22 protein-coding genes are annotated in these 26,871 nt (G+C 66.2%); 7 read left to right on the plus strand and 15 right to left on the minus strand.

All coding sequences use genetic code 11. The features are described 5' to 3' along the window. Positions 1-258: 258 nt before the first annotated feature. The 7 genes from ASE70_RS02460 to ASE70_RS02490 all read right to left on the minus strand — a co-directional run bounded on the left by ASE70_RS02460 (position 259) and on the right by ASE70_RS02490 (position 6,540). On the minus strand, positions 259-870 hold the full coding sequence (locus tag ASE70_RS02460; protein ID WP_056400429.1) for a LutC/YkgG family protein: 612 nt from the start codon (positions 868-870) through the stop codon (positions 259-261). Next, entirely contained in the window at positions 867-2,261 is a 1,395-nt protein-coding gene (locus tag ASE70_RS02465) for a lactate utilization protein B (protein WP_056501089.1), read from the minus strand. The genes ASE70_RS02460 and ASE70_RS02465 overlap by 4 nt, the downstream gene beginning before the upstream one ends. After that, complete coding sequence (locus ASE70_RS02470) at positions 2,258-3,013, minus strand: (Fe-S)-binding protein (protein WP_056501093.1); 756 nt, start codon at positions 3,011-3,013, stop codon at positions 2,258-2,260. The genes ASE70_RS02465 and ASE70_RS02470 overlap by 4 nt, the downstream gene beginning before the upstream one ends. After that, the gene (locus tag ASE70_RS02475; RefSeq protein ID WP_056501095.1) at positions 3,010-3,957 is read right to left on the minus strand and encodes an alpha/beta hydrolase; all 948 of its coding nucleotides are present in this window, start codon (positions 3,955-3,957) and stop codon (positions 3,010-3,012) included. The genes ASE70_RS02470 and ASE70_RS02475 overlap by 4 nt, the downstream gene beginning before the upstream one ends. A 107-nt stretch (positions 3,958-4,064) precedes the next feature. Continuing rightward, the gene (locus ASE70_RS02480) at positions 4,065-4,811 is read right to left on the minus strand and encodes a rhamnogalacturonan acetylesterase (protein ID WP_156347430.1); all 747 of its coding nucleotides are present in this window, start codon (positions 4,809-4,811) and stop codon (positions 4,065-4,067) included. A 95-nt stretch (positions 4,812-4,906) separates the two neighbouring features. Next, on the minus strand, positions 4,907-5,671 hold the full coding sequence (locus tag ASE70_RS02485; RefSeq protein ID WP_056501099.1) for an SDR family NAD(P)-dependent oxidoreductase: 765 nt from the start codon (positions 5,669-5,671) through the stop codon (positions 4,907-4,909). Positions 5,672-5,685: 14 nt separating this feature from the next. Next, positions 5,686-6,540: an IclR family transcriptional regulator gene (locus tag ASE70_RS02490; protein ID WP_082450559.1), complete on the minus strand. Its 855-nt coding sequence runs from the start codon at positions 6,538-6,540 to the stop codon at positions 5,686-5,688. 198 nt (positions 6,541-6,738) lie between these two features. Here ASE70_RS02490 and rhmD point away from each other — a divergent pair, with 198 nt between their 5' ends. From rhmD to rhaT, 5 genes are all read left to right on the plus strand, one after another. Beyond that, on the plus strand, positions 6,739-7,929 hold the full coding sequence (gene rhmD, locus ASE70_RS02495) for an L-rhamnonate dehydratase (protein WP_056501172.1): 1,191 nt from the start codon (positions 6,739-6,741) through the stop codon (positions 7,927-7,929). A gap of 12 nt (positions 7,930-7,941) precedes the next feature. After that, a complete protein-coding gene (locus ASE70_RS02500) occupies positions 7,942-8,796 on the plus strand; it encodes a fumarylacetoacetate hydrolase family protein (RefSeq protein WP_056501102.1) in 855 nt (284 codons plus the stop codon). Next, positions 8,793-9,533 (plus strand): SDR family NAD(P)-dependent oxidoreductase, encoded by a 741-nt coding sequence (locus ASE70_RS02505; RefSeq protein ID WP_056400401.1) that lies wholly within the window; start codon positions 8,793-8,795, stop codon positions 9,531-9,533. Before ASE70_RS02500 ends, ASE70_RS02505 begins: the two co-directional genes overlap by 4 nt. A gap of 195 nt (positions 9,534-9,728) precedes the next feature. Further along, a complete protein-coding gene (locus ASE70_RS02510) occupies positions 9,729-10,628 on the plus strand; it encodes an amidohydrolase family protein (RefSeq protein WP_056501105.1) in 900 nt (299 codons plus the stop codon). After that, the gene (rhaT, locus tag ASE70_RS02515) at positions 10,625-11,683 is read left to right on the plus strand and encodes an L-rhamnose/proton symporter RhaT (protein ID WP_056501108.1); all 1,059 of its coding nucleotides are present in this window, start codon (positions 10,625-10,627) and stop codon (positions 11,681-11,683) included. The genes ASE70_RS02510 and rhaT overlap by 4 nt, the downstream gene beginning before the upstream one ends. Before the next feature lie 76 nt (positions 11,684-11,759). On the opposite strand, the gene ASE70_RS02520 is transcribed toward rhaT, so the two are convergent. After that, entirely contained in the window at positions 11,760-12,716 is a 957-nt protein-coding gene (locus tag ASE70_RS02520; protein ID WP_235519526.1) for a glycoside hydrolase family 43, read from the minus strand. After that, entirely contained in the window at positions 12,713-14,218 is a 1,506-nt protein-coding gene (locus ASE70_RS02525; RefSeq protein WP_056501109.1) for an MFS transporter, read from the minus strand. The genes ASE70_RS02520 and ASE70_RS02525 overlap by 4 nt, the downstream gene beginning before the upstream one ends. A gap of 112 nt (positions 14,219-14,330) precedes the next feature. On the opposite strand from ASE70_RS02525, the gene ASE70_RS02530 reads away from it, so the two are divergent. After that, positions 14,331-15,653, plus strand: a complete 1,323-nt coding sequence (locus ASE70_RS02530; protein WP_056501112.1) for an oligogalacturonate lyase family protein — start codon at positions 14,331-14,333, stop codon at positions 15,651-15,653. A gap of 115 nt (positions 15,654-15,768) precedes the next feature. Here ASE70_RS02530 and paoC read toward each other — a convergent pair whose 3' ends face one another. The 6 genes from paoC to ASE70_RS02560 all read right to left on the minus strand — a co-directional run bounded on the left by paoC (position 15,769) and on the right by ASE70_RS02560 (position 23,611). Continuing rightward, positions 15,769-17,964: an aldehyde oxidoreductase molybdenum-binding subunit PaoC gene (gene paoC / locus ASE70_RS02535; protein WP_056501115.1), complete on the minus strand. Its 2,196-nt coding sequence runs from the start codon at positions 17,962-17,964 to the stop codon at positions 15,769-15,771. Positions 17,965-17,967: 3 nt separating this feature from the next. After that, a complete protein-coding gene (locus ASE70_RS02540; protein ID WP_056501118.1) occupies positions 17,968-18,918 on the minus strand; it encodes an FAD binding domain-containing protein in 951 nt (316 codons plus the stop codon). Beyond that, positions 18,915-19,553 carry an aldehyde dehydrogenase iron-sulfur subunit PaoA gene (paoA, locus tag ASE70_RS02545; protein ID WP_056501121.1) on the minus strand — a complete coding sequence of 213 codons (639 nt, stop codon included), beginning with the start codon at positions 19,551-19,553 and terminating at the stop codon, positions 18,915-18,917. The genes ASE70_RS02540 and paoA overlap by 4 nt, the downstream gene beginning before the upstream one ends. 114 nt (positions 19,554-19,667) lie before the next feature. Further along, positions 19,668-20,120: a tRNA (cytidine(34)-2'-O)-methyltransferase gene (locus ASE70_RS02550; protein ID WP_056501124.1), complete on the minus strand. Its 453-nt coding sequence runs from the start codon at positions 20,118-20,120 to the stop codon at positions 19,668-19,670. A gap of 121 nt (positions 20,121-20,241) precedes the next feature. Continuing rightward, entirely contained in the window at positions 20,242-22,326 is a 2,085-nt protein-coding gene (locus ASE70_RS02555) for a putative bifunctional diguanylate cyclase/phosphodiesterase (protein ID WP_056501126.1), read from the minus strand. Positions 22,327-22,444: 118 nt separating this feature from the next. After that, complete coding sequence (locus ASE70_RS02560) at positions 22,445-23,611, minus strand: cellulase family glycosylhydrolase (protein WP_056501130.1); 1,167 nt, start codon at positions 23,609-23,611, stop codon at positions 22,445-22,447. 184 nt (positions 23,612-23,795) lie between these two features. On the opposite strand from ASE70_RS02560, the gene ASE70_RS02565 reads away from it, so the two are divergent. Next, entirely contained in the window at positions 23,796-26,633 is a 2,838-nt protein-coding gene (locus ASE70_RS02565; protein WP_056501133.1) for a TonB-dependent receptor, read from the plus strand. Positions 26,634-26,871: the final 238 nt, after the last annotated feature.

Genomic DNA, 26,871 nt, shown 5'->3' on the forward strand with positions numbered 1-26,871 from the left:
TCCTCTGAACAGGGTCGGAACGACAGTATCGATTGTCGAACGCTTGTCACGCGCAATACGTATGCGTGCGATGCGTCGTTCCGGTTACCATCGGGTTAGCGCGCGATTAATGCCGGGTGACTCTGTCGGGCGGCCGTTTCCAACTTCCTGCGAACCTCGTCGAGAACGGGTCGCTCGGGGCAACCCCCTTCTCGACTTCGGTTCTCGACAGGCTCGAACCTCCGCTCGAACCAAACGGGAAAGAGGGAATTGTCGCTTTCAGCCAATCAGTACGACATGCAAAAACCGCGGCCCATGCGCCCCGCGGACATATTGCCCTTCGATGTCGGTCGTCCCCGACACCCCGGTCACCCAGTAATGCGCCCGGTGCCCCGCCAGATCGGCTGGAATATCCTCCAGCGTCGCGATCATGTCCGCTTGCGCCAGCACGACGATATGATGGAGCGTCAGAAAGTTCGGCAACATCGGGGCCTGCGGTCCGGTCTCGAACACCAGCGACCCGCTCTCCGCCACTCCCGCCTTCGCCACCGCCAGCGCAGCGACCTGATCGGGGGCGGCTTGGTGATCGATCCGAAAACCGCGCCAATCGAGCGCGGCGACGTGCGGATCGGGCGGGAGATAGAGCGCGGCGGGTAGTGCCTGCGCCGCCAGATAGCGCCGAACAGCATCGGGCAGGGCATCGGCAGCATCGATCCGGTCGAACGTCGCCGACACGCTCGGCCCCGCCAGCCGTGCCACGAAGCGTTCGACGAGCGAACCGCCGGGCTCGGGGGGGCGCTCGCTCCCCGCCACCAGCGCCGCCGCCTGTACGGCCAGATCAAGCGGCACCGGTGCGCGCAGCTTGCCGAGGATCGCGTCGCGCGCGCTCATCGCCGTCGCCCCCTGGCATATTGCGCCATGAAGGTACCGCCTTCGGGCGCAGGCATGTCGCGATACTTGGTCCACGCGGCGGCGAAGGGCAAGCGGGTGATCCAGCCCTGTCGCGCCAGGACCCGCATCGCGCGCACCGCCGCGCCGCTCGCCAAGCGATACAGCCGCGGCCGCAGCACCGCCCGCCGCCAGATGCCGAGGCCCTGCCGCATCGACACCGGCTCCAGCCCCTCGCGCCAGCTCTTCTCGCGCCACCCGCGCAACAGCGTGGGGAGGGGGATCTTGACCGGGCAGACCTCCTGACACCGCCCGTTCATCGTGCAGGCATGGGCCAGATCGCGATTGGCCGACAATCCGTCGAGCGCCGGGGTCAGCACCGCCCCCATCGGCCCCGGATAGGTACCGCCATAGGCGTGGCCGCCGACCTGCCGGAACACGACGCAATGGTTCATGCACGCCCCGCAGCGGATACAGCGCAGCATCTCCTTCAACGCCGCATCGGCGGCCATCGCGCTGCGGCCATTGTCGACCAGCACGATGTGCATCTCCTCCGGCCCGTCGCGATCGCCAGCGCGCTTCGGCCCGGTATAGAAGGTCGTATATTGGGTCAGCGCCGCGCCGGTCGCCGATCGCGCCAGCATCCGGAGCATATGGATGGCATGGGGCAGTGCCGGCACGATTTTTTCGATCCCCGCCGTCACGATATGCACGCGGGGGGGCATGATCGACAATTCGGCATTGCCTTCGTTGGTGACGGTACAGACGCTGCCGCTGTCGGCGATCAGGAAGTTCGCGCCCGATATGCCGACATCGGCCCCGAGCATCCCGGCGCGCAGATGCCGCCGCGCGCTTTCGGCCATCGCCGCGATCGTCTCCTCGACATGCGGGTCGCGATGCTTCGCGCGGAACAGCGCCGACACCTGCTCGCGGGTCTTGTGCATCGCCGGCCACACGATGTGCGACGGCCGCTCGCCGGCCAGCTGGATGATATGTTCGGCAAGGTCGGTCTCGACCCGCTCGATCCCCGCTTCGGCCAGCGCATGGGGCAGGCCGATTTCCTCCCCCAGCATCGATTTGGAGCGTGCGACCGACGTCGCACCCGCCTTGCGGCACAGATCGATGACGATCGTCGCGGCCTCGTCGGCGGTGCGCGCCCAATGGACCTGCGCGCCCGCGGCAATCGCGTTTGCCTCGAACATCTCCAGATAATGGCCGAGATGCGCGATCACATGATCCTTGATCGCCGCCGCCCGGGTCCGTGCTTCCTCGAATGCCGGAAACGCCTCGACCGCCGCCGCCCGCTTCGTCTCTGCGGTGCCAGCGGTGCGCTCGACCGCGACCTTCAGCACCGGATCGGCCAGTGCCAGTTCGACGCGTCGGCCAAAGCTCATGCGCGTTCGCCGATCGCCGGACCATCGCCCATGTCGGCGAGGATTTCGACGGCATGGAACGCCCGCACGCTACTGCCGCGCCGGTGCAGCTTGCCCGCCATGTTCATCAGGCACCCCAGATCGCCCGCCAGCAGCAGCGCCGCGCCGCTATCCTCGATCGCCTGCGCCTTTTCCTCGACCACCGCATTCGAGATCGCCGGATATTTGACGCAGAAGGTACCGCCGAACCCGCAGCAGGTCTCGGCCCCCTTGAGCGGCCGCTGATCGAGACCGGCGACCGCCGACAGCAGCGTTCGCGGCTGGCGTTTGATGCCCAGTTCGCGCAGGCCCGAACAACTATCGTGATAGGCGGCGGTCGTCGGCAGGCCGACCCCATCGGGCCGCCAGCCCTGCGCGTCGAGGAACGACAGGATTTCGTAGGTCCTGGCGGCCAGAGCCTCGGCCCGTGCCAGCCATGCCGGATCGTCGGCGAACAGTTCGGGATAATGGACCTTGATCGTCCCGCCGCACGATCCGCTCGGCACGACGATCGTGTCATAGGGTTCGAGGCACCGGATCGTCGCCTTCGCGATCGCCACCGCCCCGTCGCGGTCGCCCGAATTGAGCGCAGGCTGCCCGCAACAGGTCTGGCCCGGCGGCACGATCACCTCGAACCCTGCCTCCTCCAGCACCTTCAGGCTGGCAAAGCCGATCGCCGGCCGCATCGCATCGACCAGACAGGTGACGAACAGTGCGACCGAAGACCTGCTCATAAGCCGCGCCGTTTCGCGAAGGCGAAGAACAGGTTCGTCCACGGGGCCGGCTGGCCATCCAGCATTACGCCGAAACCGTGGCCGCCGACCTCCGGCAGATACGCTTCGGCGGGCCGCTTCGCCCGCCGCAGCGACGCCAGCAGTGCGAGGCCGTTGTCGACGCTCACCACCCGGTCATCGATCGCATGGGCGATGAAGGTCGGCGGGCTGGCCGGGTTGATCCGGGCATCGGTCCGCGCGCGCAACGCCTTCTCCGGCGTCGGCTTCTCGCCGAGCAACTGATCCTGCGACCCCTTGTGCGCGCCCGGCACCCCCATCAGCGCCACCGGATATAGCAGCCCGGCCACGCGGACGCCCAGCGGTTGTGCATCGGCGGCATCGACCGGACGATAGGTTTCGTCGCTGCGATAGGCCAGCATCGCTGCCAGATGCCCTCCCGCCGAAAAGCCCATTACCCCGATCCGGTCGGTCGCGACGCCAGTGGCCTTCGCCTCGGCCTTGATGAGCCTGAGCGCGCGTTGCGCATCCTGCAGCGGTGCATCCGGGCCGGCCGTCCACGGATCGCCGGGCAGGCGGTATTTGAGCAGATAGGCGTGATAGCCGCGATCCGCGAAGAATTGCAGCAGCGCCCGCCCGCCATTGCCGATCGCGACGCGCAGATAACCGCCGCCGGGGATCAGCAGGATCGCCGCGCCATTGGGCTTGGCGGGCGCGATATGCGCCATGGTCGGGGTGCGGACGTGCAGGAACGCAGTGTCGTCCTTCGGCCCGGTCGGGGAACGGGGAATTTCCTGTTCCGGCTCGGTTACCTTCTCTCCGCCCGGTGCCACACCGGGCCAGATCGGTTCGAAGGTGAGGGGGGCGGACCCCGGTTGGCCGAAGGCGGGGAGCGCCGTGGCGATGCCGAGTGCCGCGCTCAGACCTAGCAGGGTTCGGCGCGCCACACCCGAAGCGTATCCCCGCGCAGGCGGGGATCCAGGGTTGCAGGCACCGGACGGCAGTGGCCGGGGCTCTGGATCCCCGCCTGCGCGGGGATACGGATCGGCTTGGATCACCGGCATCCCATCGTCCCCAACGGCGTCGTCCGCGTCAGGTCGGGGCGAACCTTCGCAACCTTCGCCGCGACCGGCAGTCCCGTCCGCGTCAGATCGGCGGCGATCAGTTCAGCCACGCCGCGCGCACCCAGTTCGCTGAAATGCGTGTCGTCGGCGATGCCGTCCTTGAACCCCGGATACCGTCCGGCGGGATAGTGGAGGAACAGCGCTTTCGATCCCTCGACACCCTTGGCATCGACCCAGCCACGCGAAGATGCTTCGAGGTCGATCAACTGCGTTCCCGTCGTCGCGGCGATGTCGCGTACCACCGCCGACCATGCGGCGAAATCGGCTTTGCTCTTGCCATCCGGTCCGAACGATCGGCGGGTCACCGGCGTGATGAGGATCGGCGTCGCGCCATGCCCCTTCGTCTCCCACACCATCCGCAACAGATTGTCGCGGTACAGCGTCGCGGCCGGGGCATAGCGTTCGGGCTTGTTCTGGCTCGCGTCGTTATGGCCGAACTGGATCAGCACGACGTCGCCCGGCTTGATATCGGCCATGATCTTGTCCCACCGCCCCTCGGCGATGAAGCTCTTGGTCGATCGCCCGCCCATCGCCCGGTTCTCGACCTGCACGTCGCCGGTCAGACCGCACGGCAGCATCTGCCCCCAGCCGGTCTGCGGATAGCGATCCTGCTTATAGGTCTGCGCGGTCGAATCGCCGGCGATGAAGATCGTCTCGGCGGGCAGTTGCGCACCCATCAATATCCCCGCGCAGGCGGGGATCCAGAGCCGCAGGCGACGGCGCTTGCTGCCCTGGACTCCCGCCTTCGCGGGAGTACGGTTCGGTGCGGACCTCATTGCAGGTTCACGAACATGCCGCCATCGACCAGCAGCGCCGCGCCGGTGACATAGGCCGCCATGTCCGACGCAAGGAACACGATCGGCCCGACCATATCCTCGGGCTGCCCCAACCGGCCCAGCGGCACGCGGCTTTCCATATATTTGCGCTTCGCTTCGTCGGCGAGGTCGTCCTTGTTGATCTCGGTCAGGATCGTCCCCGGCAGCACCGAGTTGCAGCGGATGCCGTGCCGCCCCAGCGCGATCGCGGTCGATTGCATCAGCGAATGCACCCCCGCCTTGGTCGGGGTATAATGCGTCTGATACTCGCCGCCGACCAGTGCCGAGATCGACGACACGGCGATGATCGCCCCGCCATCGCCCTGTTCGACCATCGCCTTCGCCGCCGCCTGACACATATAATAAGCGCCGTGCAGATTGACCCGCAGCGTCCGCTCCAACGTGTCCGCCGGCATTTCCAGAAAGCTGTGGAACGGGCAGATACCGGCGTTCGACACCATCACGTCGACCCGCCCGAACGCGGCCACGGCTTTCGCCACGAAGTCGGTCGCGGTCGCCGCCTCGGCGACGTCGCCCTTGATGGCGAGGCCGCGCTGCCCCGTCGCCTCGATCGCGGCGATGCAGGCGTCGGCATCGTCGTCGCGGCTGTGATAGTTGATGACGACGTTCGCGCCATGCTGCGCCGTGCCGATCGCTGCCGCCCGGCCGATGCCCGTCGACGCACCGGTGACCAATACCGTCTTGCCTTCCAACAGCTTCATGGCGTTCCTCGTCCTTATCGCTTGCGACGCTTTTGCAGCGCCTGTGTATCGGGGGACCAGCCCAGATCGCGGCTGATCCGTTCGGCGGTGCCGCGCACGTCGGCGCTCAGCGTCGCCATGCGGGCGTCGTCCATATATTGTGCGGCGCTCGACACGCTGATCGCGCCGACGATCCGGCCCGACGCATCGCGCACCGGTGCGGCGACGCAGCGGATCAGGTCCTCGTTTTCTTCAAGATCATAGGCATGGCCGCTGGCGACATAGCCGCGCATCCGCTCGATCCACACGTCGAAGTCTGGGCGGCGCGTCCCCGGCGGATGTTCGGCCTCGAAAATCTCGATCCAGCGCGCCTCCGAATCATCGAGCAGCAACGCCTTGCCCAGACCGGTCGACGACAGCGGCTGGCGGTCGCCGATCCGGCTGGAGATATCGACGCGGCGACGGCCCGGAATCTTGTCGAGATACAGCGCAAGATCGCTGTCGAGCCGACCGAAATGGACCGTATCCTCGGTCTGCGCCGCCAGCTCCTCGATCCGGGGGCGGGCGATCTGCACGATGTCGGCCTGACCCTGCGCCAGGAAGCCGAGCTGCAACAGCTTCGGCCCCAGCAGATACCCTTCACGCGGCAGGAAGGTCAGAAAACCACGATCGATTAACGCGTTGGCGAGCCGGTGCGTGGTCGACCGCGTCAGGCCCATGCGCTGCGACAATTCGGCCAGCTTGACCGGCCCGTCGATGACCTGATCGAGCAGGTCGAGCCCGCGCACCAGCGTCTGGCTGCCCTGCGCCTTGGCCGTTCCCTTCGGCTCGGGCTCGGTTCCGCCATCCGACGCGATCGGCGATTCTTCGTTTGACGGTTTATGTCTCATCTAGTAGCACTCTATCCCATAAAGTGAGAAAGTAAACCAGTCGGAGCGGATGTTCGCGGGTTTTCCTGCTACGGGGTTTTGCAACATTTCAGACCGCATGGCGCAGGCGGCATACCACATGATGGTACGCGGGCGCGTGTGGATTTCGGGTTCAGTCGGCGGCGGACCATGGCCGCGCGCGTAACGAAGGTGGTGGCAATGAAGGCGGCGCTTCCCAGGATCAAACATGTCCGTGCGTTTACCGTGCGCGGCGGCGGGGCGGACTATCACGATCAGCAGGACTATCACTGGATCGACGATCACATCGCGACGCCGATGAGCCGCTATCCCGAATATCGCCAGTCGCGGCAGAGCTTCGGCATCAACGTGCTCGGCACGCTGATCGTCGAGATCGAGGCGGAGGACGGCACGATCGGTTTCGCGGTGACGACCGGCGGCGAACCCGCGTGCTTCATCGTCGAGAAGCATCTCGCCCGCTTCCTCGAAGGGCGTTCGCCGACCGAGTACGAGAAAATCTGGGACCAGATGTATTTCTCGACCCAATATTATGGGCGCAAGGGGCTGGTGGTGAACGCTATTTCGGGCGTCGACCTTGCGCTATGGGATCTGCTCGGCAGGCTGCGCGACGAGCCGGTCTATCAGATGCTGGGCGGCGCGGTGCGCGACGAACTGCAATTCTACGCCACCGGCGCGCGGCCCGACCTTGCCAAGGACATGGGCTTCATCGGCGGCAAGATGCCGCTGCACCATGGTCCCGCCGAGGGCGTCGAGGGGCTGAAGAAGAATATCGCCGAACTGGCCGAGATGCGCTCGCGCGTCGGGCCGGACTTCTGGCTGATGTGGGATTGCTGGATGGCGCTCGACGTCGACTATGCGACCCGTCTGGCCCATGCCGCGCACGACCATGGTCTGAAATGGATCGAGGAGGCGATCAGTCCCGACGATTATTGGGGCTATGCCGAACTGAAGCGCAACGTGCCGCGCGGGATGCTGGTCACCACCGGCGAACATGAGGCGACCCGCTGGGGCTTCCGGATGCTGCTGGACATGGAGTGCTGCGACATCATCCAGCCCGATGTCGGCTGGTGCGGCGGCGTGACCGAACTGCTCAAGATTTCGGCGCTGGCCGATGCGCGCGGCAAGCTGGTCGTGCCGCACGGCTCGTCGGTCTACAGCTACCATTTCGTGGTCACCCGCCACAATTCGCCCTTCGCCGAATATCTGATGATGGCACCGGAAGCCGATCATGTGCAGCCGATGTTCCATCCGCAGTTGATCGGCGAGCCCATTCCTGAAAACGGACGGATGCGGACTTCGCGGCTCGATGCCCCCGGTTTCGGGGTCGAGCTGAACCGCGACCTGACCATGCACCGTCCCTTCGAACACTGAGAGAACGAGACCATGAAATTCTGCCGCTACGGAACCCAGGGCGACGAGAAGCCCGGCATCGTCGATGCGAACGGCCAGATCCGCGACCTGTCGGGCGTGGTCGACGACATCACCGTCGCCAGCATCGCCGGCCTGAACGTCGATATCGACAGCCTTCCGCAAGTCGACGGCACGCCGCGCTATGGCGTCCCGGTCAAGGGCATCGGCAAGATCGTCGCGATCGGGCTGAACTATGCCGACCACGCCGCCGAATCGAACCTGCCGGTGCCGGCCGAACCGATGATGTTCATGAAGGCGCTGTCGTCGCTGACCGGGCCGAACGACGAGGTGATGATCCCCAGGGATTCGACCCATACCGACTGGGAAGTCGAACTGGCCGTCGTGATCGGCAAGACCGCGCGCTATGTGTCGAAGGAAGACGCGCTTTCGCACGTCGCCGGCTTTGCGATCGCCAACGACGTGTCGGAACGCTTCAACCAGAAGCAGCGCGGCAGCCAGTGGTCGAAGGGCAAGGGCCATGACACCTTCTGTCCGGTCGGCCCCTGGCTGGTGACGCCCGACGAGGTGGGCGACCACCAGGATCTCGACATGTTTCTCGACGTGAATGGCGAGCGGATGCAGACCGGCAATACGAAGACGATGATCTTCGACGTCGCCGAACTGATCTCGTACGTCAGCGAATATATCACGCTCTATCCGGGCGACGTGATGATCACCGGCACGCCGCCGGGTGTTGGCGAGGGCAAGAAGCCGAACGCCATCTATCTGAAGGCGGGCGACACGATGAAGCTGGGCATCGCCGGTCTTGGCGAACAGAACCAGCAGGTCGTCGAATGGCGCAACCTTGGCGATGCGGTGCTCGGATGACCTATTCGGGGCGGTTCGCCGGACGCAGCGCGATCATCACCGGTGGCGCATCGGGCCTCGGCCTCGCGGTCGCCGAACGTATCGTCGCAGAGGGCGGGCAGGTATCGGTGTGGGACATGAACCCCGCGCTGGAGGAAACCTGTCGGCGTGTCGGTCTGCACGGCGTCCGCCTCGACGTATCTGACGCGGCGGCGGTCGCCGCCGCTGCGTCGGACAGCGTGGCCGCGCTGGGCAAGGTCGATATCCTGATCTGTTCGGCCGGCATCACCGGTGCGACCGTGCCGGTGCATGAATTCCCGATCGACAACTGGTTGCAGGTCGTGAACGTCAACCTGAACGGCCTGTTCTATTGCAACCGCGCCGTCGTGCCGCACCTGCTGGCGAACGGATTTGGCCGGATCGTCAACGTCGCCTCGGTCGCGGGCAAGGAAGGCAACCCCAATGCCAGCGCCTATTCGGCGACCAAGGCTGGGGTGATCGGCTTCACCAAGTCGCTCGGCAAGGAATTGGCCGGCAAGGGCGTGATCGCCAACGCGCTGACCCCCGCCACGTTCGAAAGCCCGATCCTCGCGCAATTGCCGCAGAGCCAGGTCGATTACATGCGCTCGAAAATCCCGATGGGGCGGCTGGGCGAGGTCGACGAAAGCGCGGCGATGGTGTGTTTCATGGCCAGCGAGGAATGCAGCTTCACCACCGGGTCGGTGTTCGACACGTCGGGCGGGCGGACGACGTATTGATGTAAACCTATCCCCACCCACTCCGTTCGGTTCGAGCAACTTCGAGCGAGGTCGAGAAGCCTCCGTCGAGAACGGGTCGCTGGAGGCACCGCCTTCTCGACTTCGGTTCTCGACAGGCTCGAACCTCCGCTCGAAGCAAACGGAGTGGAGGGGGCAGGCGGGCAGGGGGCGACAGTAAACCGGGAGAGCAACGCCATGAACAAACTCCCCTTCATCGACGCCCATGTCCATCTGTGGGACCTCGACCACATCCGTTACCCATGGCTGACGCCTCCCTTTGCGGAGGACAGCCCGAACGGCTCGGTCGAATCGATCGCGAAGACCTATCGCCTGAACGACTACCGCGCCGACGCCGGCGACTGGGACGTCCGCGGCATCGTCCATGTCGATGCCGGTGCGGACCCCGCCGCCGCGCTCGACGAAACGCGCTGGCTACAGTCGATGGCCGACCGCGAAGGGTCGCCGAACGCGATCGTCGCGTTCGCCGACCTGTCCGATCCGAACGTCGACACCCTGCTTGCCGGCCATGCCGCACATCCCAACGTTCGCGGCATCCGCCATATCGTCAACTGGCACCCCGATCCCCGCCGCACCTACACGCCCCGCGACGTAACGCAGGACGCGGCATGGGGCAGGGGCTATGCCCGCCTCGCGGCGCACGGTCTCAGTTTCGACCTGCAAGCCTATCCCGACCAGTTTCCGGGTCTCGCCCGGCTGATCGAACGCCACCCCGAAACGCCGGTGATGCTCAACCATATGGGCATGTGCGTTCCGACCGAGGAAGCCGAATGGCGCGACGGCCTGGCCGCGCTCGCCGCGCTGCCGCATGTTGCGATCAAGCTGTCGGGCGTCGGCTTCACCCATCGCCCGTGGACACTCGAACAGGCGCGCCCGCTGGTCCTGACCGCGATCGACCTGTTCGGCACCGACCGGGCGATGGTCGCGAGCGACTTTCCGACCGACAAATTGTTCGGCAGCTTCGCCGCGACGCTGGGTGCCTATGACACCATCACCAACGACTTCACCGACGCCGAGCGGCGCGCGATGTTTGCCGGCAACGCCAACCGGCTCTATCGCCTGGGGCTGACCATATGACCCCCAATCCGCTGACCGGCGTCGTCTATCACTGGCTCGGCGGGTTCGCGTCGGCCAGCTTCTACGTCCCCTATCGCGGGGTGCGACGCTGGTCGTGGGAGATTTACTGGCTGACCGGCGGCCTGTTCTCATGGGTGCTCGCGCCATGGTTCTTCGCGAGTATCCAGACCCACGACCTGCTCGGCGTCCTGGCCGCGACGCCGCTGCCGACGCTGTTGTGGCCGATCTTCTTCGGCGTGCTCTGGGGGTTCGGCGGGCTCGGCTACGGGCTGGTCATGCGCTATCTCGGCCTGTCGCTCGGCATGGCGGTGGTGCTGGGGCTCTGCACCGTCTTCGGGACGCTGATCCCGCCGCTGTTCGCGGGCGAGTTCGCGGCCAAGCTGCTCGACAGCGTGTCGGGCAACATCATCCTGCTCGGCCTTGCCCTGACGCTCGCCGGGATCGTCGTCGTCGCGCTGGCCGGCGCGAAGAAGGATCAGGCGCTGTCGCCCGAACAGAAGGCGGCGGCCGTCGCCGAGTTCGATTTCCGCAAGGGGATCGTCGTCGCGATCTTTGCCGGGATCATGTCGGCCTGCTTCGCCTTCGGTCTGGCCGCCGGCGAACCGATCAAGGCGCTGTCGGCCGCCGCCGGCACCGGACCGCTCTGGACCGGCCTGCCGGTGCTGTGCCTCGTCATGTTCGGGGGGCTGCTGACCAATGCGGTGTGGTGCGCGATCCTGATCGTCCGCAACCGCAGCGGCGGCGAATGGGTCGGTCGCGGCAAGGCGGCGGGCGCGCCGATGGGGCGCAACTTCGCGCTGTGCGCGCTGGCCGGTACCGCCTGGTATTTCCAGTTCTTCTTCTACACCATGGGCGAAAGCCAGATGGGCCGGTTCGGCTTTTCGAGCTGGACGCTGCACATGGCGTCGATCATCATCTTCGGCACGCTATGGGGCTTTGCCCTGCGCGAATGGAAGGATGCCGCACCGCGCACCCGGGCGATGGTGTGGGGCGGGGTCGCCCTGCTGGTGCTGGCGACGATCGTGATCGGTTATGGGAACACGATCGGGCGGTAGCGGTCGGAGGCCGGGCGGCACACGCAACCCCTTGTTCCGTTGGCCGGTTTCGAAGGGATGCGGCCGGTGTCCGACCCTATCGCAGCGGCCGGACCACCGGCGCGTCCCGATCGACGGACAGCACACCGTCGCGCTCGCGCAATTCGGCGATCTGCAACACGCTGCGCCGGTGCCAGCGCGGATCGCGCACGGCCTGCGCCTCACCCGACTGATGCACGAAATAGACGATCCACGCCCGGTCGCCGACGACGACGATATCGGGATGCTGCCCCTTGGCCCGGTCGGTTGGCCGCCGCCCGGCATCGGCCAGCAGATAGCCCGGCTGCCGGGTCCAGTGCGTCGCGTCGGTCGATCGCTGGACCAGCAGCCCCTTCCACGCATCGCTGACCAGCCACCATTTGCCGTGCCACTGGAATGCCTTCGGTCCCTCGCCCGGCGTATCGGTAACCGTCCCCTTGACGCTCCAGTGCGTCAGGTCGCGGCTATCGGCATATCTGATCGCCTTGCCCGCGCGTTCGTCGTTGAACCATAGCCGATACCGGTTCGGCCCCAGCACTGCGACGCTGGCATCGATCACCCGGTCGGACCCGAGATCGACCCGCTCGCCACAGTCCCACTGCTTCAGGTCGCGGCTGGTCAGATGGACGAGGAAGCGCGGCGCGTTCCAGTCCTTGAACACCCCCGGCACCACCGTCACCCACATATGCCAGCGCCCGCCGATCCGCTGCACCTCCGGTGCCCACAGCGTCGCGCCCGTACAGGCTTGCGGGATCGACGCCGTGCCACCGTAGCGCCAGCGAATGCCGTCGGTCGACCGGGCGATGCCGATGGCGGTGCCATGCACCCACGACACGTCCTTCTCGTCGGTCAGCGGCAGATCGGCGCGACGATTGGTGTAGAACATCACCCATTCGCGGGTCGCCGGATCGCGTACCGTCGACGCATCGGCCGCGCCGTCATGCACCGGATCGCGCCACAACGGCACCGGCGCACTGGCCGCCGTCGCCTGCGCCAGCAGCGCCGCCCAGATCACGCGACTTTCGCCGCGACCGGATTATTGCCCCACAGCCGATCGTGCGGCCATCCCGACAGATCCTCGACCACCGCCTTGTGCAGCGGATCGGGGGGCGTGGAATCGCCGGCACGCAGCCGTTCGATCTCCTCCATCAGGATCGCATGGGTCCGCGGATCGAGCCGGAAGCGCAGCGACACGACGATACCCGCCACCAGCACCCCGAGCGTCCCGACGCCCAGCAGCAGCGCGATGGTGTTTATCGCCGCCGGCGTCTGCGTCTGCGCGCCCGATACGAAGCCGCCCGCCTGGATGACAAGGCCGACCCCCGCCACCGCCGCTGCCTGCGTCGCCTTGCGAACGAAGGTCATGACGCCGGCGAAGCTGCCCTCCCGCCGCTGACCGGTCACGATCTCGTCGACATCGGCCATGTAATTGTACGTGGCCCACGGAATATAGTTGAGCGCCCCGCGCCCCAGACCGGCCAAGCCGATCGCCAGATAGATGAGCGGGCTGGTCGCGGTCGTCCCGCCGGCCCACAGCGACAGCAGCACGATCACGCCAAGGCCGAAGGTGACCGCCGCCAGCCGATAGGCAAAGGCCGGAGACGCCCTCAGCGCCAGATTGATCGCGATCACCACCGCCACGAACTGGACGATATACATCGTCCCCAGCAGCCCCGACGCCATCGCGGTCGTACCCGCAAGCGCGAAGATCACGAAGAAGGTGAAGGCGGCGTTGAAGATATCCTGACTGATATACCCGCCCAGATACATGCCCAGATGGAGCCGGAACGCGCGGATGCGCATCGTCGAGAACAGGTTGCGATACAGCGCCCTGAACGCCGATCCGACCCCGGCATTCGCGCGGGGCCCGGCCTGCGGGGGCAGGGGCCGTTCCCAGCTGAACCGATACAGGAAGCCCGCGGTCGCCATGAACAGCGCCGCGAAGATCACCCCCATGTAGAAAAACGTCTGCGCACTGTCGCGGCCCAGATAGTTGATGAGCCACAATGGCAGGAACCCCGCGAGGATCGCGGCGGTCTGCCCGAACAGGATGCGAAATCCGGCGAACTTCGCCTTGGTCCGATAGTCCGTCGACATTTCAGCGGCGAGCGTTTCGTACGGGATGATGACCATCGCATAGACCAGCTCGAACCCGACATAGCTGACCAGATAATACCAGAAGCTCATGCCCGGCAGCCACATCAGCGCGAAGCTCGGCAGCAGCGGGATGGCCGCAAGGATGAAGAAGCGCCGCCGTCCGAACCGCCGCCCCAGCGCCGTCGTGCCGAAATGGTCGGAGAGATAGCCGATCACCGGCGACGCGATCGCATCGAGGATACGGGCGACGGCAAAGATCAACGCGGCCTGTCCGGCGGTCAGCCCGCAAAACTGGGTATAGAAGATCAGCACCCAGCCCGAAATCACTGCCATCGAACCCGCGCCCAGCACGTCGTTCGACCCATAGGCCAGGTAGTTTATCAGCCGTACCGGACGCTTGGCTGGTGGGGCGGATATCACGCGCGCTCTCTCCCTGGCATGGTCCGGGCTTGCGTCGCCCGGTTCGTCATGCTCAATATGTGAAGAGCTATCATACTATGTGGAATAATCACAAGTGCGTTTGGAGAGTGCGATGCGGACCCCGATCATCCTCGGCCTTGTCGCCATGCTGCTGGGGGCGGTGCCTGCGCTGGCCGAACCGGCCCCGCAGTGGGTCGACCGCCTGACCGGCCACCGCGTGATCCGCATCAGCCGCGTGCCCGACAGCACCACCTTGTATTTCCACCAGAACAGTTACACTCCGCAGGGCGACCGGATGGTGGTCAGCGTCCCCGACGGTATCGCGACGGTCGATCTGAAGACGTGGGACCTGAAGCCGCTGGTCCGCGAGAAGGGCGTGACGCTGCTATTCACCGGCCGGCGGACGCGAACCGCCTATTACGCCAGGCAGCTGCGCAACGACGCCAGCGGCCCCTCCACCGTCTTCGCGGTCGACATCGACAGCGGCCGGACCCGCAAGGTCGCCGGCATTCCCGGCGGCTCGATCGGTTCGATCAACGCCGATGAAACGCTGCTATTGGGTCAGGTCGCGCTCGGCGAAGGCGCGCTTCGTCCCGACGGCACGCGGCAGGACCAGCGCCACACCCCCGGCCGCGTCGTCGGACCGGGCGAGGCGGACTATCGCGCCATCCGAGCGGACGGCACGCCCTACAGCTTCGCCGAGGCCAAGGAGCGGCGGCTGAACGAACGGCTGGAAGCAGGCATCCCGATGGAAATCTTCACCATCGACCTGCGCACCGGCCAGCGCCGCGTCGTCACCGCATCGACCGACTGGCTGAACCATATCCAGTTCTCGCCCACCGATCCGCAGCGTATCCTGTATTGCCACGAAGGACCGTGGCACAAGGTCGACCGCATCTGGACGATCCGGACCGACGGCACCGGCAAGCAGTTGATCCACACCCGCACGATGAACATGGAAATCGCCGGCCACGAATTCTTTTCGACCGATGGCAGGACGATCTGGTACGACCTGCAAACCCCGCGCGGCGAGGTGTTCTGGCTCGCCGGCTACGACCTGTCGACGGCCAAGCGCCACTGGTACAAGGTCGACCGCAACCAGTGGTCGGTCCATTACAATCAGATGCCCGGCGGCCGGCGCTTCTCCGGCGACGGCGGCGACAGCGAGATGGTCGCCCATGCCCCCGATGGCAAATATCTCTATCTCTTCACGCCCCGGGCGATCCCCGACGTAGCCGACATCCACGCCGCCAATGCCGACGCCCTGATCGTGCCGGGGACGCTCGACGTCGAGAAGCTGGTCGACATGCGCCGCCACGATTACCGGCTGGAGCCGAACATGACCTTCACCCCCGACGCCAAATGGGTCGTGTTTCGCGGCAATTTCGAAGGTGCCACGCACATCTACGCGGTGGAGGTGGTGAAGGCGTTTTGACCCCAACGCACACGTCACCCCGGGCTTGACCCGGGGTCCCGCTTCTTCTTCGACAGCTGCTAAAAAGCGGGAACCCGGGTCAAGCCCGGGGTGACGAATAGTTTGCCGTCATCCGTCAAACCACCGCCGGCAACCGCTCCAGATGCTTTTCCAGCGTCAGTGGATAGTCGCGAACCCGCACGCCCGTCGCGTTATAGACCGCATTCGCCACCGCGCCGGCGACGCCGCACATGCCCAGTTCGCCGACGCCCTTGGCCTTCATCGGGTTCGCCTTGTCATCGGCTTCGTCGAGGAACACGACCTCCTGATGCGGGATGTCGGCATGGACCGGCACCTCATAGCTGGCGAGGTCGTGGTTGACGAACATACCGAACCGCTTGTCGACCGCCAGTTCCTCCATCAGCGCCGATCCCGCGCCCATCGTCATCGCGCCGATCACCTGACTGCGCGCCGATTTGGGGTTGATGATTCGACCCGCCGCACACACCGCCAGCATCCGGCGGATACGGGTGGTGCCGGTATAGGCATCAACCCCGACCTCGACGAAATGCGCGCCGAACGTCGCCATTTGATAGGTCTTGTCGAGCTTGTCGAATTCGATCTTGTCCTCGGCGATCAGGTCGCCGCCGGCCGCCGCCGCGCGCAGATCGGCGGAGCGCCCGCCGCCGCTGACCTTGCCGTCGGTGAAGTCGGCCGTGGCCGGGTCGATCCCCAGCCGCTGCGCCACCTGTTCGCGCAGTTGCACGCACGCCGCATAGACCCCGGCGGTCGCATTCGCCGCACCCCATTGCCCGCCCGATCCGGCGGATACCGGGAATGCCGAACTGCCCAGCCGCACCACGACCGCCTCGGCCGGCACGCCCATCATTTCGCCCGCGGTCTGGGCGATGATCGTGTAGCTGCCGGTGCCGATATCGGTCATGTCGGTTTCGACCGTGACCACGCCGTCGCGACCCAGCCGAACCCGCGCGCCCGACGTCATGTTCATGTGATTGCGGAAGGCGGAGGCGACGCCCATCCCGACCAGCCATTTTCCGTCGCGCACCTGTCCCGGCGTCGCACTCCGCCGCGACCAGCCGAAGCGTTGCGCCCCTTCCTCCAGACACCGGACCAGTTGCCGCTGCGAAAAGCGCCGTTCGGGCTTTGCGGGATCGACCTGCGTATCGTTCTTCACCCGCAGCGCGATCGGATCGATCCGCAGCTTCTCGGCCAGTTCATCCATCGCGATCTCGAGCGCCATCATCCCCGGCGCTTCGCCCGGCGCGCGCATCGCATTGCCTTCGGGCAAATTCAGCACCGCCAGCCGCATCGCGGTGAGACGGTTCGCCCCGGCATAGAGCAGCTTGGTCTGGTTGATCGCCGCTTCGGGGCCGCCGTTCGGCTGATCGCCCGACCCGCTTTCATGCGCGATCGCGGTGATCGTTCCGTCGGGGCGCGCACCGATGCGGATACGCTGGCGGGTCGCCGGGCGGTGGGTCGCGTTGTTGACCATCATCGGCCGCTGCATGGCCAGCTTCACCGGCCGCTTCGCCGCCTTCGCCCCCAGCGCCGCCAGCACGGCATCGGCGCGCAGGAACAGCTTCCCGCCGAACCCCCCGCCGACATAGGGCGACATCACCGTGACCTTGTCCTTGGGAATACCCAGCGTCTTCGCCAGATCGCCACGACCCCAGTCGATCATCTGGTTCGACGTCCACACCGTCAGTTCGTCGCCCTGCCACGCCGCGATCGACGCGAACGGCTCCATCATCGCATGGCTGTGGTCGGGCGTCGTATATTCGGCATCGATCTTGACCGGTGCAGCGGCAAAGGCGCTGTCGAACGAACCGACCCGCGCGACGCCGCCATCACCTTCGGCGAGCGGCGCGCCTTTCAGCGCCTCGTCCAGATCATATTGCCCCGGTGCCCGCGCATAGTCGACGCGCACCAGCGCGGCGGCGGCGCGCGCCTGTTCGAACGTCTCGGCAACGACCAGCGCCACCGCCTGATGATAATGGTCGACCTGCGGCCCGGCGAGCAGCTTGACGGTATTCATCTGCCCCTTGCCGAGCTTGCCGGCATTCTGGGCGGTGACGATCGTCAGCACGCCGGGCGCGGCGTTCGCGGCGTCCAGGTTGATCGACCGGATCGTCCCCTTCGCCACCGCCGCCCCGACGATATAGCCATAGGCCTGGTTGGCGATGCCCTGATGCTCATAGGCATAGGGCGCACGGCCGGTCGTTTTCAGCGGACCGTCGATGCGGTCGTGCGCGCGGCCGACCACCTTCATCCGGTCGATGGGATTGGTCGTCGCGGGAGTGTCGAACTGCATGGATTATGCCTTGGCTTGCGCGATGACCGATGCCAGCGCGCGGGTGGCGAGCGGCAGCTTGAACGCATTGTCCCTGGTGGGGGTGGCCCCCTGAAACGCGCGGGCGGTGACGGCGGCGGCCCCCTGCGGCAGCAGCGCGTCGGCTGCCTCGACCCGCCATGGCCGCGGCGCGACCCCGCCGAATGCGACGCGGCCGGACCCGTCGCGCTGGATCACCGCCGCGACCGATACCAATGCATAGGCATAGGAGGCCCGGTCGCGCACCTTTTCATAGAAATGCCGGCCGCCGATCGGGCGGGGCAGGGTGACGGCGGTAATCAGCTCGCCGGGCTTCAGCACCGTATCCATGTCGGGCCGATCGCCCCACAAGCGGTGGAAGTCGGCGATCGGAATGGTGCGCCGCTCCCCGGCGCCATCGACCGTTTCGATGCTGGCGTCGAGCACACGCATCGCCACCGCCATGTCGCCCGGAAAGGTCGCGATGCACGCATTGCTGACGCCGATCACGCCCAATTGCCGCGAATAGCCGCCGATCGCGGCACAGCCCGACCCCGGCTTGCGCTTGTTGCAGGCCATGTTGGTGTCGTAGAAATACGGGCAGCGGGTCCGTTGCAGCAGGTTGCCGGCGGTCGACGCCTTGTTGCGCAACTGTCCCGACGCGCCCGCGACGATCGCCCGCGTCAGCACGCCATAGTCGCGCCGCACCCGTTCATCGGCGGCAAGATCGGTGTTGGTCACCAGCGCGCCGATCCGCAGACCGCCGTCGCGGGTCTTCTCGATCCTGTCGAACCCCAGATCCTGCACATCGACCAGATGCGTCGGCGTCTCGATCTCCAGCTTCATCAGGTCGAGCAGGTTCGTGCCGCCGGCGATGAACTTCGCGTCGGGCCGGCTGGCGACGATCCGCGCCGCCGCCACCGCATCACGCGCGCGTTCGTAGGTAAAGGCTCTCATGCCTTGGCTCCCGCCACATCGGCCATGGCATCGGCGATGTTGGAATATGCGCCGCAGCGACAGATATTGCCGCTCATCCGCTCGCGCATTTCGATGTTGGTCGCGCCCGGACGCTTGGTCAGGTCGGCCTGCACATGGCTCGGCACGCCGCGCCGGATTTCGTCGAGCACCGCCACCGCCGAACAAATCTGTCCCGGCGTGCAATAGCCGCATTGATAGCCGTCATGCTTCACGAACGCCGCCTGCATCGGATGCAGCTTGTCGGGCGTGCCGAGCCCTTCGATCGTCACGATCTCGTCGCCCTCGTGCATCACCGCCAGCGTCAGGCAGGAATTGATGCGCTTGCCACCGACCAGCACGGTGCAGGCACCGCATTGGCCGTGATCGCAGCCCTTCTTGGTACCAGTCAGGTGCAGATGTTCGCGCAGCGCATCGAGCAGGGTGGTGCGCGTGTCGAGCGTCATCTGCTGCGGCTTGCCGTTCACCCGGAAGCGGACCGGCATCGTCGGCGGCGATGCGGGCTTAGGTGCCGATTGCGCCGTCGCAGCCGCCGGGGCCACGGCAATGGCCGCACCCATCGCGCCGCTCGCCAGCACGCCGCGGCGTGAGATTTCCATGTCGGGCCTGTCCGCCATTCGATCGATCATCCTTGTCGGGGGAGTATCCCGGAAGCCGGGACAACGCACGAACCTGCCGATCGCCCCGTCCTTCGGCGGCGACGGTACGCAATCGGGCGAAGTGGTCGGCGATCAGCCGGGCAGGCCGCCGGTCTGGCGCAGTGCCTCGCCCAGCGCGAGCGCGGTGGCGGTGGCGAGGTTCATCGATCGCACCTCCGCCCGGATCGGCAGGCGCAGGCGCTCGTCGCACAGCGCGGCGATGTCGGCGGGCACCCCGGCGCTCTCCTTGCCGAACAGCAGCACGTCGTCGGGCCGGAAGGCGAAGTCATAGGCCGATCGCTCGCTCTTGGTCGTGAACAGGACCAGGCGCGGTGGTGCGACGGTCGAACGGAACGTGGCGAAGTCGGTATGACGCGCGACCGAGACATGGTCGATATAATCCATCGCCGTCCGCCGCACCCGCCGATCGTCCCACGCGAACCCCATTGGCTCGATCAGGTCGACGGCGACGCCCAGACAGGCGCCCAGCCGCATCACCGCACCGACATTGCCGGCGATTTCGGGTTCGTAGAGAGCGATCCGCATCGCCGCTGCTTGGCCGCTCGGCGGCGGCCGCGCAAGGCCGCGTCGTTCGCTCCCTGTTCGGATAAGCCGGAAGGGGACGCTTTGGCGGCATCCGTACCGCCGGCTATGTCCGGGCGGCCGCTCAGACGGCCATTTCGACGGGCGCGATCAGATGGTCGACGACCCGCATCGGCCGGCCGATGAAATAGCCCTGCAACAGGTCGCAGCCCCATTCGCGCAGCTGCGCCAGCTGTTCGGCGGTCTCGACCCCTTCGGCGACGATCGACATGCCCAGACTCTTGCCGAGACCGATCGTCGCCTTGACGATCACGGCGGAAGGGGCGTCGGACAGCATCGTCGCGACGAAACTGCGATCGATCTTCAGCTTGTCGAAGGTGAATTCCTTGAGATTGCTGAGCGATGCATGGCCGGTACCGAAATCGTCCATCGCGACGATCGCGCCCGCCGCCTGCAACCGCCGCAATGTCGTGTGTACCGCATGGCGATGCTGGTCGAGAAGGGTGGCGCTTTCGGTCACCTCCAGTTCCAGCCGATGGGTCGCCACGCCATGCCGTGCGGCAAGTTCCAGCAGGTTGCCGGCCAGTTCGGCATCGCGGAATTGCAGCGGCGACAGGTTGAGCGCCAGATGCATGTGCTCGGGCCACTGCGCCGCCGCCGCCATCGCGGTATCGGCGACCCAATGGCCGATGCGGCCGATCTGACCCGTCGCTTCCGCGATCGGAATGAAGACGTCGGGCGGAATATTGCCCAGATCGATATGGGTCCAGCGCAGCAGCGCCTCGAACCCGGCGATCCGGCCATCGGGCGTCGCGATCGGCTGATACGCGACGTGCAACTGGTGCGCATCGATCGCCCGTTCCAGATCGCGGCCCAGCCGGCTGCGCAGGCTGACCTCCTCCAGCAGGCTGGTGTCGAAGAACCGTGCGGTATTCCGTCCGTCCGACTTGGCACGATACAGCGCCATGTCGGCAAGGTTGTGGAGGTCGTCGCCGCTTTGATCGGGGGCGGCGATGGCGACGCCGATGCTCATCTGGATCGGGACATCGGCGCTCAGTGTGGCGTCGGTCGCCCGGGCGATCCGCCGCAGCAACGCCTCCGCCGCCGCAGGTTGCGCCGGTGCGACCTGGATGATCGCGAATTCGTCGCCCCCGATCCGCGCGACCAGGTCGCTGGCACGCACGCAGCCCGACAACAGCTTGCCCGCGCGACGCAGCGCATCGTCGCCACCGGCATGGCCGCACCGGTCGTTGATGCTCTTGAACTCGTCGAGGTCGATCGCGAACAGCGTGACCCTTTCGCCCGTCCGCCGCGCCCGCAGCAGTTCGTGCGACAGCCGGTTTTCGAACAGCAACCGGTTGGGCAGGCCGGTCAGCGCATCGTGATGGGCAAGGAAGTCGACGCGGCGTTGCGCGCTGCGCTGTGCCTCCATCGCCTTGTGATATTCGGAAACGCCGCGGGCCAGATCGCCGACCTCGTCCTGCCGGTCGAGGCAGGGTACGCTTTGCCCGACCGGACGGTCGGCGCGGAATGCCCGCAGGATACCGGCGATCGACGTCAGCGGTTCGATGACGCGCAGATGCAGCCACAACGCCATGACCAGCAGGGCGAGGATGACCGCACCCGCGCTCAACAGTGCGCGAAAGGTACCGCGATGGTTCAGCGCGACCGCATCGTCGGCCGCGTCGCCGATCGCGCGGCCCATCGCATCGCGGGTCTTCGTCCGTTCGGCTTCCAATGCCTTCAGCGCGTCGAGAAACCGCGGCATCGCCGGCCTGATCCCGTCGGGGTCCGACCGGGCGGTATCGACGAGTTCCCTGCCGATCGGCACGAACGCCAGCGTCGCCGCGCGGGTCCGCGCCAGCGCGATCCGCAACTCGGGCGGCAGCGACCGGTCTGGATCGTTCGTCGTGACGTTGTTCAGCGCGCGGAACGCCCGCAGATCGGCGGACAGCGCGCGCCACTGCGCGTCGGGCACGGTGCCGTGCCGCTCGGCCAGCCGGGTCGCGTCGCCGATCGACAGCCGCAGCGCCTGCTGCGCGGCATCCTGCCGGTCCTGCCCGCGCAGCAATTCGGTCAGATGCCCGATATGCCCCGCCGCATCGCCGACCTCCGCGCCGATGTGCAGCCAGCTCGCCAGCAGCAACAGCGACGGCAACAGCACCGCTGTGCACGCGACGGTTACCTTGGTCGAAATCGAGAGATGCACCGGCGACTCCCCGTGGAAGAGCGCAGCGTAGGGCAAAAGCGTTACCAACACCTTAGGATTTCGAACCCCCGCCACCCCCGCCACCGATGGTCGGCAGCGGTGGCGGGCAGCGGTGGACTCAGCGGCGGCGACGCGTCGGCATGGGCGCCATGGCGGCGGCGCTATCCGGCACGATCCCCTTGGGCGACGTCGCGAGCCGGCGGATCAGGTCGGTCTCGGCAGTGCGATAGGGGGTTCCGTCGGCACGGAACACCTCGTGGAACCAGATGGTCGGCTCGGCCATCACATAGGGCTTCTGCCAGCTGTCCCACGGCAACCGCGTCTGCGTCTTTCCGTCGACGAAGCCCCAGTTCATCATCCCGACCTGATAGCGTTTGGCGATCGGCAGCGACCCGTCGAACGTCGACCCGTTCCCGCGCGCCATATATTCGGTGCAGATGATCGGGCGTTTGTACGGCAGCAATTGCCGGATGCGCCCCTCGAACGTCTCCGGCCAGCTATAGTCGTGAAAGGTGATGACGTCCGACTGGCCGAGTTGCAGCTTTTCCATCGCCGATCCCTTGCCACCCGGTGTCCAGTCCTGCCCGATCCAGACGCCCGAGGTGATCGGCTGCATCGGATCGGCGTCGCGCGCCCAGTCGAACACCTGCGCCAGCAGCGCGCGGACCAGCGGCTCCTTGCCGTCCTGCCCCGGATATTGGTCGGCGCCATTGTCGGGCTCGTTCCACACGTCCCAGCCGAGCACGCGGTCGTCGCGCCCGAAGGCGGCGATCACCCCCTGCACATAGGCCTTGTACGCCGGATAGCGGCTCTTGTCGCGCAGCCCCGCCATGCCCGGCCCCTGTACCCAGCCCGAATTATGGACACCGGGGATCGGCGGATGCTGCGGCCCGAGCTTCGGGTTCGGGTCCCAGCAGCTGTCGAACAGCACGAACAGCGGCTTGATCTTGTGCCGTGCCGCGATCTGGAGAAATTCGTCGATCCGCCGCTTGAAGCCTTCCGGGTCCTGCGTCCACAGCTGGTCGTGCAGGAACACGCGCATCGTGTTCATGCCGATGGCCTGCGCCAGGTTCAGCTCGTAATCGATCCGCTTCGGGTCCCACGTCTCGGCCTGCCACATCTCGAACTGGTTGATGGCGCTGGCGGGCGTGTAGTTCGCCCCGACCAGCCATGGCTGCCTGGCATACCACGCATCGGCCTGCGCCTCGGTCCAGCGGTCGCGCGCCTGCGCGGGCGACAGCGTCAACATGATCGCACCCAGCAGCGCGGCGGCAAATCGCTTCATCCATTCTCTCCCGTTCATGTCGCTTGTCCGGCGCACCCGTTGCCCGGGATATTGGCCGAAGTGCTTCTTCTGTAACCGTTTTCAATTATCACATATAACCGTATTGTGAACGTGCGCCACCGCTGATAGGTCGAAGTGGACCGGCGGCGCGAGATCGTCCGGCCATGACCGCTGGGGAGGAACTATGATCGACAAGCCTGTATTGCGAGGCTCGGTATCGATGCTGGCGGCGCTCACCGCCCTGCTGCCGGCGGCCGCGCTGGCGCAGGTCGGCACGGCGCAGGAAACGCCCAAGCCCACCACGCCGTCCGACCAGTCGGTCAGCCCGACCGCACCCGCGCCATCGGCACGGGAAAGCACGACCGACGATGGCGACATCGTCGTCACCGGCCTGCGCCGCAGCCTGCAATCGGCGCAGCAGTTGAAGCGCAATTCCGACGGCATCGTCGATGCGATCGTCGCCGAGGATATCGGCAAGCTGCCCGACACCTTCGCCTCCGCCGCCCTTGCGCGCGTGACCGGCGTGCAGGTGACGCGCGGCGCGGGCGAGGCGGCCGGAGTCCAGATCCGTGGCCTGCCCGATATCAGCACCACCTATAACGGGCGCGAGATCTTCACCGCCGAAGGCCGCTTCGTCGCGATTCAGGATTTTCCGGCCGGCACCGTCGCCGCGCTGGAAGTCTACAAGTCCAGCACCGCGAACCTGATCGAGGGCGGCATCGGTGGACAGGTCAATGTCCGCGGCCGCCGGCCGTTCGATTTCAAGGGCCTCGAAATCTCCGGCTCGCTCAACGGCGTGAACTGGGAGCAATCGGGCGGACTGACGTGGAACGGCAACCTCCTGGTCAGCGGGCGCTGGAACACCGGCATCGGCGAGATGGGGCTGCTGGTCAACGCCTCCTATGTCGGACTCAACTATCTCGACGCGACGCGCGAACAGTCGCTGGTGATCGGTACGACCAGCGCCGCCAATGCCGGCGTCGGCGGCGTCCGCTATCCCGACGCGCAGGGACGCTTCACCAGCAACGGCAAGCGGTTCCGGCCATCGGCCAACGCCGCGTTTCAGTGGCGGCCGAGCTCCGAACTCGAAATCTATGTCGACGGCCTGTATCAGGGCTATCGCGGCCATGACTCCAACCAGTGGATGTTCGTGCCGATCTTCGGCGGCGACGCCTTCCGCCTCAACAACCTGACGACGCGCGACGGCAATCCGACCATCGCGCAGAGCGCGACCGTGGTCGGTGCGAACACGCCGGACGGCTATTTCACCTCCGCCAACGGCCGCACCGACACCTATCAGGTCGGCGGCGGCGCGACCTGGACCCGCGACCGGCTGCGGCTGTCGGCCGATATCGCCTATACTGACAGCGCCTACACCTTCAATCTGAACAATATCGACTATCTGTTCGCCAGTTCGCCGACCCGCAACGTCGTGTTCGAAACGCCCAGCGGCAATTATGGCGGGCCGAGTTTCAACTTCGTCGATTTCGACGTGACCGATCCCGCCAATTTCCTGACGCGCGGCTTCTTTCAGGAATTTCTGAAGGTCAGCGGCAAGGATATCCAGACCCGCTTCGATGCGCAGTACGACCTTGGCGAAGGGTTCTTCCGCGAATTCAAGGTCGGGTTCCGCTACAACGACCGCGACGCCAATCGCGATCGCGGCGCGCCCTATATCAGCACGTTGAACGGCAGCCCGCTGACCGATCAGCGTATCCCGATCTCGGCGTTGCCGATCGACATCGGCTCGACCCGGCCCGCGTTCAAATTCGACAATGCCTTTCCGGTCCGGACGTTCGCGTCGATCACCGAACCCAGCATCCGGTCGAACATCGCCGAACTGCGATCCTTCTTCGGCGCGCCGGAGGGAAATCCCGCGTTCAATCCGACCGAGAATTTCCGCGCCAATGAAAAGGCGTACGCGACCTATGCGCAGATCAAATACGGGTTCGATCTGGGTTCGACGATGACCGTCGACGGCCTGGTCGGGCTGCGCGCGGTCAAGACCAAGACGCGGATCGGCGGCTTCGCGCGCGACGAAACCGATCCCGCCAACCCGACCTTCAGCCCGGTGGTCGCCGAAAACGAATATACCGATTACCTGCCGAACGTCAGCGCACGCGTGCGCTTCAACGACGAACTGCAGATGCGGCTGGCCTATACCCAGACCCGGACCCGGCCGAACTTCTTCGATCTGAACCCGACCCTGACCGTCGGGCCGCCGCCGGTCATCGATCCCAATAATCCGCCGAACCCGAACGACCCTAACAGCAACCTGCGCAACATTTCGGGCGGCAATCCCGATCTGAACCCGCTGACCTCGGACAATTACGACGTCAGCCTCGAATGGTATTTCTCGCGTACCGGGTCGCTGACCGGCGCGCTGTTCCGCCGCGATGCGCAGGGGTTCATTTCGCGCGTGGCGATTGCCCCGGTCGATCTCGGCTATGGACCGTCGCGCTTCGACCGACCCGAAAACGCCGGCAAGACCCGGTTCAACGGTGCCGAACTCGCCTTCACCAGCTTCCTCGACATCGACAGCCTGCCCGAATGGATGCGCGGCTTCGGGGTTCAGGCGAACGCGACCTATATCGACGCGCGCGGCGATCTGGCGACCGGGCTCAGCGCGTCGCCCAACGTCGCGGGCACGCGCGTGCCGTTCACCGGCGTGTCGGAATGGTCGGGGAACCTCGTCGGCCTCTACGAACGCTCGTTCTTCTCGGCGCGGCTTGCGTATAACTACCGGTCGGACTTCGTCAGCTATTACAGCGTCGAACCGCTCGACGTCGGTGCCGACGGATCGCCGCGCACCCGCGCCGTCATCGAAAAGGGGCGGGGCCAGCTCGACTTCTCGACGACGCTGACGCCGGTGCCGAACGTCACGCTGGCGTTCGATATCGTCAACCTGCTCGGCAACCCGATCAAGCGCACGCGACAGTTCAACGATGCTGGGGACGTCTATACCCGACAGATCCAGTATCTCGAACGGGTCTATTCGCTGGGCGTCCGCTTCCGCTTCTGATCCGGAGCGAAGCCTTGCGAACGCGCCGAACGCCTACCTCCGGCGTATCCCCGCAAAGGCGGGGGTCCAGGGCCGTCAGCGCAAGCGGTTGCTTTGCTTGGCTCTGGACCCCCGCCTTCGCGGGGACTGTTTACACGAGGCGCGTTTTGGATTCTTCTGTGTTCCTTTGATTTGGACGGCGAGGACAGGATGCGTTGTCCAGCGTGCGAGGGGACCGACCTGATCAAGCGGGGCCGCA

The sequence above is a fragment of the Sphingomonas sp. Leaf22 genome (assembly GCF_001421715.1).
Taxonomy (GTDB): Bacteria; Pseudomonadota; Alphaproteobacteria; order Sphingomonadales; family Sphingomonadaceae; genus Sphingomonas.